The sequence below is a fragment of the Streptomyces sp. NPDC058240 genome (genome assembly GCF_042882135.1).
GTDB lineage: Bacteria > Actinomycetota > Actinomycetes > Streptomycetales > Streptomycetaceae > Streptomyces.
The window spans coordinates 1-10,206 of record NZ_JBHVWT010000097.1 but is presented as its reverse complement, the minus strand read 5'-3'; the positions used below and the strand labels follow the sequence as shown (position 1 = coordinate 10,206).

At 67.1% G+C, this 10,206-nt stretch carries 9 protein-coding genes and 1 pseudogene; 8 read left to right on the top strand and 2 right to left on the bottom strand.

Going from position 1 to position 10,206, the window contains the following annotated elements; genetic code table 11:
- Positions 1-612: 612 nt before the first annotated feature.
- Together ACFVX4_RS40875 and ACFVX4_RS40870 are read left to right on the top strand one after the other, a co-directional pair.
- Complete coding sequence (locus tag ACFVX4_RS40875) at positions 613-2,127, top strand: hypothetical protein (protein ID WP_389988227.1); 1,515 nt, start codon at positions 613-615, stop codon at positions 2,125-2,127.
- A 102-nt stretch (positions 2,128-2,229) separates the two neighbouring features.
- On the top strand, positions 2,230-2,523 hold the full coding sequence (locus ACFVX4_RS40870; RefSeq protein ID WP_389988224.1) for a GIY-YIG nuclease family protein: 294 nt from the start codon (positions 2,230-2,232) through the stop codon (positions 2,521-2,523).
- Positions 2,524-2,993: 470 nt separating this feature from the next.
- Here ACFVX4_RS40870 and ACFVX4_RS40865 read toward each other — a convergent pair.
- Together ACFVX4_RS40865 and ACFVX4_RS40860 are read right to left on the bottom strand one after the other, a co-directional pair.
- Positions 2,994-3,714 (bottom strand): annotated as a pseudogene (locus tag ACFVX4_RS40865) (IS6 family transposase).
- 144 nt (positions 3,715-3,858) lie between these two features.
- Complete coding sequence (locus ACFVX4_RS40860; RefSeq protein ID WP_389988221.1) at positions 3,859-4,482, bottom strand: TetR/AcrR family transcriptional regulator; 624 nt, start codon at positions 4,480-4,482, stop codon at positions 3,859-3,861.
- Between the two features lie 69 nt (positions 4,483-4,551).
- On the opposite strand from ACFVX4_RS40860, the gene ACFVX4_RS40855 reads away from it, so the two are divergent.
- The 6 genes from ACFVX4_RS40855 (at position 4,552) to ACFVX4_RS40830 (ending at position 10,131) form a co-directional block, all read left to right on the top strand.
- Positions 4,552-4,974 (top strand): hypothetical protein, encoded by a 423-nt coding sequence (locus ACFVX4_RS40855; protein ID WP_389988218.1) that lies wholly within the window; start codon positions 4,552-4,554, stop codon positions 4,972-4,974.
- 365 nt (positions 4,975-5,339) lie between these two features.
- Complete coding sequence (locus ACFVX4_RS40850; protein WP_389988216.1) at positions 5,340-6,074, top strand: alpha/beta hydrolase; 735 nt, start codon at positions 5,340-5,342, stop codon at positions 6,072-6,074.
- 200 nt (positions 6,075-6,274) lie between these two features.
- A complete protein-coding gene (locus tag ACFVX4_RS40845; protein ID WP_389988213.1) occupies positions 6,275-6,724 on the top strand; it encodes a Tn3 family transposase in 450 nt (149 codons plus the stop codon).
- A gap of 880 nt (positions 6,725-7,604) precedes the next feature.
- Positions 7,605-8,720 carry a sensor histidine kinase gene (locus ACFVX4_RS40840; protein ID WP_389988210.1) on the top strand — a complete coding sequence of 372 codons (1,116 nt, stop codon included), beginning with the start codon at positions 7,605-7,607 and terminating at the stop codon, positions 8,718-8,720.
- A gap of 118 nt (positions 8,721-8,838) precedes the next feature.
- The gene (locus tag ACFVX4_RS40835) at positions 8,839-9,522 is read left to right on the top strand and encodes a response regulator (RefSeq protein ID WP_389988207.1); all 684 of its coding nucleotides are present in this window, start codon (positions 8,839-8,841) and stop codon (positions 9,520-9,522) included.
- 39 nt (positions 9,523-9,561) lie between these two features.
- Entirely contained in the window at positions 9,562-10,131 is a 570-nt protein-coding gene (locus ACFVX4_RS40830) for an ankyrin repeat domain-containing protein (protein WP_389988204.1), read from the top strand.
- Positions 10,132-10,206: the final 75 nt, after the last annotated feature.

The following is a 10,206-nucleotide window of genomic DNA, read 5'->3' as shown; positions in this document are numbered from 1 at the left end:
CCCGGAACTCAGGCGAGTACTTCGATGTCCCCAACAGGAACTCCTAATCCTATGGATCTACACGATCCAATGATCAGGGTGTCCACGATCAAGGGAAACGCCCGAAGGCCTGCCGCAGGTGTTCCTCAGTGACCTGCGGCCGGTCTAGATCCAGGTACGCCCGGATCTCCGGATGCTCGATCGACGCCGACACGGCGCGTTCGTCCAGGGGCGGATCCGTCGAGGCTCCAGGTGCCAGATTCCGCTGGGCATTCATGCCTTCCTCTGCGCAGCAAGCGAATCCCGCAGTCCTAGAACCAGGGGAAACTGCCGGGTGGTTGACGCCTCACGCCCCTTGCGGCGTTCCAGGACCGAGCCAGCATCGTAGGATCGGTGCCGTCCAACGAGTTCTGTAACATGAAAAGTTGACGCAATGTCGCCGGTAGCAGGAGGCGATTTCGGTGTTACATGGATGCGCTCCGCTCCAAGCCCCAGCGGCGGGCACGGCCGGCGAACATGCACCACGCTTTCAACAGCAGCACCTGCCGCCGAGGAGGCCGCCCCGCGCCGAGTGGTCGGCATGCCGTCTTCACGGCTCCATCCGTAAGGCAACTGCATCAAGGAGAGGGCATCTTGGCCGGGCGGCAATCCGCATTCCTGCGCAGACACGAGGTGGAGAAACTCCTTCAGCTGGCCAAAGGTGAGTTGGAGCACCTGCTGGAGGAAGACGAAGACTTTCCTCACGGGGCCCGGGAACACCTCGGCCAGCTTCGCACGCTCGGCAAGGAGGCCCACTGGAGGTGGGACGGCGGCTCGGTCTATGTCTGGGCCGCCCGCTCCAGCCGGTTTCGCGAGCGGGGCGCCGTGCTGCTTAACCCAGCTCTGGAAACACGCGCCGTAGCCCCCGGCACATGGATCGGATTCCAGCCCACCTCGCAGGGGCCGGCCATGGACTGGGAAACGGATCTCGGTGTCGTGCGTATCCTCCACACCACCCGCAGAGGCGCAGCATCTGCCATGGCCGAAGAACTGGCCGAGGACGCTGGCTCCCAGGGCGTGATCACCGTGTGCGCTCTGTACGGCGACATCGGATCCTCCGGACCGGCTCTAATCGCGGCCGACACAGCGCAGCCGCCTCTGGAATACGAGGCCCAGTGGGGCCTGGTCACCAGACTCGTCGGACAACCACTGCCCTGGTGGCCCAGTGAGCTGCGGCGCTCCGACGTGATCAGCCAGTGGACGCCGGGTGTAACCGTCACCATCTCCGAGGTCCTGCCCGACGAGCGGGAGTCCACCTTGCGCAAGGCGGCCTCCTTTGGGTGGCCTGACGACGCCGCCCAGACAGCACTCACGGATCTAGCCAACTCCCTGCGCAATCAGCGCATCAGCAGCCTCAACCTTGAGATACGCATCTTCGGTGAGCGCGGTGCGCACCCGCACGGCGACCCGCTCCTCATCGCCGCCCGGCACCGCACCGAAGGCTACCCGCTGCCTCGCACCGGTGACCGTGACGTGCTTGCCGCGGGCTGGCGCACCATCGCCTCCAGCCAGCTCTTCGAAGCCTATGAACCCCTGAAGATCGGAATGTACTGCGACCCCGGCCTCCTGCCGTTCGGCCCGCACACTGAGGTGAGCGCCCGCGGACCCGCTGCTCGCCGATGGGCGCAGCAACTGGCGCCGTGCGCCCCCACCGCACTGCACGCGGTCCTCGCCGATGACGCTCAGGGCGTGACCTTCTACACCGACCCCGCAACGGGCATCCCCGTTGTCCGCAAGGGGTCCTCCCGCGAAGGCGCATGGGTCTTCCTTGCCCCGTTGCGGCTGCCGGACCGGGATGCCCGGCTCAGATCCGTGATCCTGGAAGACACCGTGTGGATACAGACCGCGGACGGCCGGATCTACCCCGGGCCGTGCACCCCCGGGGACCACCTGTGGTGGGGGCCCGGCGGCGGAGACCAGCCCACGGAAGCTGCCTTGGTCATCTCCCAGCTCCTGGACGACCCCGGCGCGGAAGTGAGCCTAGCCGACCGCTGGAGCCAAGCCCCCCGCGGCTTGACCAAGCTACTCAACCAATCCCACAGGTACGGCACCGAACTCCCGCGGGCCGCTATCGAGTACGCCCGGGCGAAACAGGACAACGACGCGTGAGTCTGGTCGGCAGAAGGTGCCGTCGTACACCATCGCAAGGAGCACGTCGTCTCGCATTTGAGGGCCCATGGGATGTCAGTGGTCCCCCTTACAGCCACGGCCGTGACCGCTTCCATGCCGGGCGGCGACTCCTATGTGTACGTGATCGGCTCTGCCGGATCGGCCCGCGTCAAGATCGGTACCAGCGTCAGCCCTGAAAAGCGGCTGCAGGAACTACAGACAGGCAACCCTGACCGCCTCGAAGTGCTGTGGTACACCTCCGGTGGCCGCGAGCTGGAGGCCCTGCTGCACCGGGCGTTTGCCGACCATCGAGTTGAGGGCGAGTGGTTCGACTTCGGTGACGTGCATCCGGTCGGCGTGATTCCCGCCGCTGTGCCCGCACCGAACCGAGCATGAGTTCCCGCGCTTACATGTCCATGAAACTGCGAACCCGCGCGCTTCCGGCCAGGCGAGGACGCCTTGGGCGAGGTGGCGAAGCCAGGAGGCCGGTGGCGGTGTGAGCGTTCACGTTTTTCCCCACGACGGGTGGTTTGAGCGTCACGTAATTCCCCATCCCGAGTTCTCCTAATTCCCCAGGGGTACGACGGAGTTCGGGATCGAGGGACCTGGCCATCGCGAAGGCGCATGGTCGGCCCTGGGCCTGTGGTTCGGATGGCCGATGGGCAGCCCGGATGGCGAGGAGAACGTTCGTCGTGGTCGACATCACCGAGATCTACGTCCACTGGTACGCGGGCCGCTCGAAGAGCGAGCTGGCCACGTCTCTGGGGGTGGACCGCAAAACGATCAGGAAGGCGCTGTCACGTTGTTGGGTGTGTGAGTGCCTGATGGTGTGTCGGGTGTGGTGGGGTCGGGTTCCGGCTCCGTGCTCAGGCCGTGGTGGGCCGGCTTGCAGCGCCGGTGACCTGGTCCCAGATGGCGAAGCGGGTGGTCATCTCGGTGCGGTATTCGGGGGCGGTCATCAGGTGGCGGCGTGGTCGGAAGTGGGGTGAGATGCCGCTGAACGCGGACAGGAACTGCTGGGCTCCGCCGACGCTACGGAAGCCTTTCATGGCGCGTTCGCGCTGGCGGGTGGGCTGGTGGCTGTTCTCTGCCCGGTTGTTGAGGCCCTTGTGGGCGCGGTGTTCTACGGAGGGCATGACCTCGCGGTGGGCCGCGCCGTAGGAGCAGAGCTTGTCGGTGACGATCACCCTCGGCACCGAGCAGGTTCTCTTGAGCAGTTTGCGGAAGAAGCGCCGGGCCGCGGCCTTGTCCCGGCGGGACTGGACCAGGATGTCGAGCACGTTGCCGTCGGCGTCAACGGCCCGCCACAGGTACTTCTGCTCTCCGTTGATCTTCACGAAGACCTCGTCCAGGTGCCACTTGTCGCCGGGCCGGGGCCGCCTCCGGCGCAGGCCGTTGGCGTAGGCCTGCCCGAACTTCGCACACCAGCGGCGGACCGTCTCGTGGGAGACGACCACGCCGCGCTCGAGCATCAGCTCCTCGACCTCGCGGAACGACAGCGGGAAAGCGGTGGTACAGCCACACACAGTGGGCAATGACCTCGACCGGGTACCGGTGCCCCTTGTACGACGGCGATGCGCTGTCCACGGACGACCCCTCCCAGCATGACCAACCAGAAGATCATCCCACCCGGTCAGTCAACGTGACAGTGCCGCCTTGTCGGCTTGGTGGAAGCCGTCGCAAATCTGACTCACAACGGTGTACCCGAAGACGCCTCATCTTGACTGACCATCACGACGCATCCGCGTCGTGATCGACGAGGGACATCTCGGATGCCAGAGCGCGGGCAGTGTCGGCGAAGTACTGCTCGTCGGCACCAGGGGCAAGACCGAGGGGGACGCCCTGGCTGAGCCCGACGAACAGTGCCCTGAGCGCGGTGGTCAGGCGTTGCGCCTGTTGCGACGTCACGGTGCTTCCGTTGTGCGACCTTCCGGTGAACAGCGCAATCAGATGGTTCTCCTGTGACCGGATGGACATGGCAAGTTGGGACCCCAAGTCTGGGTCATGCAGGGCCATGTCCAGCAGGGTGATCTGGAGCGACAGGCGAGACAGCGCGTCCGGGGCGTCACAACTGCGCCGGTAGTACCGGGCAAAGGCGTCGACCGCTTCCAGCAGATCGAGCCCAGCGGGAACCGCCTGCTCGACCTCCTCGTAGTACGGCCGCAGGTAGTCGGCGACCAGGGCGACCACCAGGCCGTTCTTGCTCCCGAATAGTGAGTAGATGGCGCCGGTGGTCAGGTCGGCGCGTTCGGCGATCTCATCAAGCTTGGCCCGGTATCCGTCCCGGGACACGACCTGGAACGCAGCGTCCAGCAAGGCGCGGCGGTTGCGTTCCTTGGCCTCCGCTCTCGTCATTCTCATAGCTTGATTATTGCCGTAATCTTATTACGGAACCAGTCCGGACGAGCTTTGAGGAGGACGCTCATGGCCCAGGTCGTGGCATCGCGGGTGACCCGCCAGACGGTGGGTGCCATCGCCGATGGCGCCTTCAAGGTGTTGCTTGCCGCTGTCTCCATCGCCGGCGCTGCCCCGCTCGGCCGGTTACTCGGCACGCCAGCCTGGCTGATGGTCGTCTCAGGCGTGGCCCTGCTGATCGGCGGCGGCTTCGAGATCAGATACACGCGCAGCCGGTCGATGCGCACCTACACGCAGCTCATGATTGCCTACGACAGTGGCTGGGTGTTGGCGGCCCTGACCGGCCTCCTGATGGCGTGGCAGGGCAGCAGCGCCGGGGGTGAAGTCTGGATGGGGTACCAGACAGCCGCTCCCATCGTGTTCGCCGCACTGCTGGTCGCCGCTGCCCCTATGCAGATGACCTCGGGCACTCAGCGCGACACCTCGGATTGAGCGAGACAGCCAAGCCGCCACCGTCTCGCTCAAACTGAGGCACCCCAGGTCAGGCACTCACGCTGCCTCACCTTGAGCGAGACCGGACACCTGTCTCAGTGAAGGTTGAGCGGTTCTCATCGAAGATTGAGCGGGCCGACCAGGAGGGGACGGACAGGTCGAGCGGATCCGGCGAGGGGTCCTCCGCGAAAATCGTTGGCGGACCACGGCGGCCACTGCTACTTTTCCGGAGGCCGTGCGAGAGAACGAGGAGGTGGTACCCGTGAACGCAGTATCGACATGGGTGCTCCCCTCCGGGGCCACGGTCGGGCGATAGACAGGTCGTCCGGGAGCGCCGTTCCAGTGCACTCCCGAAAGGCACGACCATGCATTTCACTTCCGAGCAGCGCCTCGACGACGGCGTCCTCGAACGCGAATTCACCCTCGGTGAGATTCCCGGCATCCTGTGGACACCTGCATCCGTACCAGCGCCGGCGCCGCTGATCCTGCTGGGCCACCCTCCCCTCGGGCTGCGCAGGATGTACCCCCGCCTGGTGGACCGGGCCCGGCACTCCGCGGCCGAGGGCTTCGCCACGGCCACCATCGAGCTCCCCGGAAGCGGCGACCGGCCCCGCTGGCCCGCCGCCGAGCAGGCCCGCGCTGACCTCCGCCGGGCGATGGAGGCCGGCGAGCCGGTCACCGACGAGATCATCGACGCCCTCATCCTCCCGCTGGTCGACAAGGCGGTCCCGGAATGGCAGGCCGCCCTGGACGCCCTCCTGTCGCTGCCCGAGATCGGCGGCCCAGTCGGGTACTCAGGGGGAGTGATCTCCATCGGCATCCGGCTTGCGGTGGTCGAGCCGCGCATCGTGGCCGCCGGCTTCTTCGCCGGGAGTTTCGTGCCTCGCGCCATGTTCGAGGAGGCCCGGCAGGTCACCATTCCGCTGCACGTCCTGCTGCAGTGGGACGACGAAGGGAACGACCGGCAGGCAGCCCTGGACCTGTTCGACGCCTTCGGCTCCAAGGAGAAGTCCCTGCACGCCAACATGGGCGGGCACACCGGCGTCCCGCAGTTCGCCGGGGACGCCGCGGCCAAGTTCTTCACACGGCACCTGAAGTAAGACCGGGCCGTCAGGCAGGCCGCAGACGGTAGGCGCTGTCGGCCAGGACGCTGCTCATCGAGACGACAGGCCCCGCCTCAGGGCGGGGCCTGTTTCACGCAGGGACGCCCAGGGGGCGCCCCCGGCGGGCCGCCCTGTCCAGCCCACTCAATCTTCGATGAGAATCGCTCAACCTTCACTGAGACAGGACATACGCGGCCATGCTGGAGGTCGGCCGCGCCCAGAAGACCATCTTTGTGGCCCGTTATCTGCGCCTTCGCGACCTCCAGCGGGAGATCGAGGAGGGCCTGAACGTGATGGAGTCCTCCAACGGCGCCAACTCCGTCATCGCATATGGCAAGGGCGGTGAGATCGCCTCGAACCGCCGCGATGAGCAGGAGATGTTCGTCCTTTGCCTGCGCATTATCCAGTCCGCCCTGGTCTACGTGAACACCCTGATGCTTCAAGACGTCCTCGGCGAACCGGAGTGGGGCGACCTCCTCACGCCCGCCGACCGGCGCGGCCTGACCGCGCTGTTCTGGTCCCACGTACGCCCGTACGGGGAGGTCAACCTCGACATGGACGCCCGCCTCAACCTCGCCGCCGCCACCGTGCCAGGCCCTCGGGCACCGGCGGATGTCGACGAGCACCGGTCGGCCAAGCGCACGTGAGCCGAGCAGCATGGTGTCTGGTCCGAGGATCGGACCGGAAGCAAACACGAGGCAAGCGGTACGACCACGGTCCGATCCGAAAGTGTGGTCCATGCTCCGACGACGTGGTGCGTGCGGCGGCAGCATCGTTGCCCCATGACCGTCACGACTGCGTCAATCGTCGTTCCTCACCCTGTCTTTCCGGGACGCTGGGTGGGCGGCGCTTCCCTCGTCCTCGGCCCCTTGCTGCTGCTCACCGGCATGCTGCTGCGCCTGCGCTTCGACTTCTTCTTCCCTGCGCAGTTGAGTGCGTACGGGCACCATCCGGACCTCATGACGGCCTCATACAGCTTTGTGTCCGCCGGGTGGGTGCTGCTCTGGCCGGGAGTTGTGCTTCTCGCCGCCAGGATCGGCGAGAGGTTCCGGGAACTCGCTCTGTGGGGCGGCGCACTCACGGTCCTCGGCCTCTTCGCCCGCGCGTTTCACGCCGGTGTGGACCACCTGGCCTTCCAGCTGGTGGCCGTCCAGGGGGCGGCATCGGCGACGCGAACGGTGAGTGAGACCTACGGCGCGTTCCACATCTTCAGCACACTGAACGCAGCCATCATGGGCGGCTGGCTCCTGCTGGCCATCGGCGCCTACCGCTCCCGAGTGCTGGGACCGCTGCGTGCGGCGGCCCTGGCTTTGGCATCGGCGATGCCGCTGGGGGTGCTCAAGGGAACGACCCCTCTATCGGTCGCCGCCGCTGCGGGACTGTGCGTCGCGCTCGTTCCCTTGGGCTTGGCTGCGTTGTGCAACGGGCGGCCACGGTCGCCGGAAGGCTTCTCCTGTTGGTCGCCGTGGGGACCGCGATGTTCCTCTTCGGGCAGGCTGGATGAGCGGCCATCGGTATCGTCGAGCGATGCACAGAATGGGGCGGCATCTGCGGACCGGCGCGCATCTGCTGGCGATCGACGCCTGCGTGGCGGCCGTCGTGACAGCCGGGTACGTGGCACTGGCCGACCAGGGTGCCTCAGACGGTCTGCCTCGGTTCTCCGGTCCGTGGTGGCTGGGCTGGCTGGTGGCCGTCTGTGTGGGAGTGCCGCTGGCCGTCCGGCGCCTGTGGCCCCTGTCGGCCCTGGCCGTAGTTGTGGGTGCTTCGGTGACGGCGACACTGCTCGACATCACTCGTGACCCTTACATCTCTGCGGCCCTGGCCGTCTACTCGGTGGCGCTCATCGAGCCGACACGCCGGGCTTCGGCGGCGCTCGCCCTGACCGTGGTTGCCTCGGCAGCCACGGTCATCACTGGTGAAGCGGTCCTGACGCCCTCCGGCCCGTGGACGGAAGCCGCCGGAACTGCCGCCCTCGTCTGGCTGATCATCGGGGCCGCGTGGGTCGCAGGACGTGTCGTGCGCGAGCGGAGATCCCGAGCGGCCCGAAGGGACCGCCGCCTTGCGGAGGAGGCATTGGCCGAAGAACGCCTGCGCATCGCCAGAGAACTGCACGACATCGTCTCGCACAGCCTCAGTGTGATCGTCGTCAAGGCAGCGGTAGCCAACCATGTGGCCGAGGCACGCCCCCAGGAGACGCGCGATGCCGTCCAGACGATCGAGCAGACCGGCCGGGAGGCGCTCACCGAGATGCGCCGTGCCCTGGGAGTGCTGCGCGGCGACACTGCTGGACGGCGCACGCGAGAGCCAGGCTCGGTGGGGACGGCTCCCCCTCCCGGGCTGGACGACCTGCCGGCCCTCATCCAGCGTGCCGAGCGGGCGGGAGTCCGTACCGAACTCCGTACCCGACTGGCCATCGGCCTCCCAGCGGGGACGGCGCTGGCCGTCTACCGGATCGTGCAGGAGGCGCTGACGAACGTGGTCAAGCACGCAGGCCACGGAACACATTGCCAGGTGACGATCACAGTCGACTCGCGAGGAGATACGCACATAGAGGTGGCGGATGACGGTGCCGGGAACGCGGCCGTGTCCGCCGGGCGGAACTCAGGGGTGGTCACGGACTCGTGGGGATGCGCGAACGCGTGATGGTGTATGGCGGGACGTTGGCCGCCGGGCCACGGCCCGGAGGCGGGTTCGCTGTGTCGGCTCGTCTCCCGCCCGAACCCGCTCACGGCATGACCCAGAGCCGGAAGGAGAGGACCGCGTGACCGAACCAATCCGGGTACTCGTCGCCGATGACCAGTCCCTGCTCCGAGGCAGCTTCCGGGTGCTCATCGACACCGCTCCCGGGCTGACAGCGGTGGGCGAGGCCAGCACCGGGGCCGAAGCTGTCGAGGGTGCACAGCGGCTCTGCCCGGACGTGGTGCTGATGGACATCAGGATGCCCGGCATGGACGGCATCGAAGCGACACGGCACATAGCCGGATCCCCCGAGACAGCCAGGACACGCGTTCTCATCCTCACTACCTTCGACCTCGACGAGTACGTGTACGGCGCGTTGCGTGCCGGGGCAGCGGGATTCCTCCTCAAGGACACATCTCCTGAGGTGCTGCTGGCAGGCATCCGCACTGTCGCCGCCGGAGAGTCCCTTCTCGCCCCTTCGGTGACCCGACGCCTGATCGCCGAGTTCGCCCGTCTTCCCCATGCGCACCATGCGCCGGGCTCCTCGCTTGAGGACCTCACGGAGCGCGAGCGTGAGGTCCTAGTGCTCGTGGCACGTGGCCTCTCCAACGCCGACATCTCCGAATACCTCCACCTCAGTAACGGCACCGTCAAGACCTACATCGGTCGGCTGCTGAGCAAGCTGCGTGCACGGGACCGCGCGCAGCTGGTGATCAGCGCCTACGAGTCAGGGCTCGTCAGCGCCGCTCATCAATCGACCGATTGATGAGGCCCGGACTTCGGGCCCTCGTTCGACGGCGACCTCATGGACGGGCCTAGGCGTAGCCCCGCCGACTACCGTCACCTGGGTCGGGCCCATCGGCCGACCATTCATTCCGAGACGGGGGCTCAGCGGAACATGGACGATACACAGCTCGTAGCGGCGGTCCGGCGAGGGGACACGGATGCCGTGACCGCGTTGCTGGAGGGCGGAGCGGTCACGGACACGGTCACGGACGACGGCCTGCCGGTGCTGTGCCTGGCGGTCGCCGCCTATGACGTTGCCGTCGCGGAGGCACTTGTCGAGGGTGGCGCGGATCCGGACCGGAAGCTGCCGGACGGAACAACTCCGCTGATACGGGCAATCGACGGCGGCTCTCCAGCGGTGGCGGAAGCCGTGCTGGGCAGGGAGCCCCGGCTGCGCCTCTCGGAGGTCGGAAGGGAACAGCTGCTCGCCCTGGCCCGGCACTGGTACGAGCGGAGCGCCGAGGACGAACTCCACGGCAGGACGGGCGGGTCCGGCCCCGTGCGTCAGTCCCTGGTGATGGACGACGAGTACAACCATGTTTCGCAGCTGACGCTCGGTGGCCTAACGGTCAAGGCCGTGAAGTTATGACTCCGGGGGCGTTGGCAAGTGTGCTCTGATCTGCGGCGTTTTCGGATGGGAGAAGCGGAGCCCCGGTAGAACTGG

Excerpts from the sequence above, each read along its gene's own strand:
- ACFVX4_RS40860 (WP_389988221.1), bottom strand. The coding sequence starts at position 4,482 with ATGACGAGAGCGGAGGCCAAGGAACGCAACCGCCGCGCCTTGCTGGAC.
- ACFVX4_RS40855 (WP_389988218.1), top strand. The coding sequence starts at position 4,552 with ATGGCCCAGGTCGTGGCATCGCGGGTGACCCGCCAGACGGTGGGTGCC.
- ACFVX4_RS40850 (WP_389988216.1), top strand. The coding sequence starts at position 5,340 with ATGCATTTCACTTCCGAGCAGCGCCTCGACGACGGCGTCCTCGAACGC.
- ACFVX4_RS40845 (WP_389988213.1), top strand. The coding sequence starts at position 6,275 with ATGCTGGAGGTCGGCCGCGCCCAGAAGACCATCTTTGTGGCCCGTTAT.
- ACFVX4_RS40840 (WP_389988210.1), top strand. The coding sequence starts at position 7,605 with ATGCACAGAATGGGGCGGCATCTGCGGACCGGCGCGCATCTGCTGGCG.
- ACFVX4_RS40830 (WP_389988204.1), top strand. The coding sequence starts at position 9,562 with ATGGACGGGCCTAGGCGTAGCCCCGCCGACTACCGTCACCTGGGTCGG.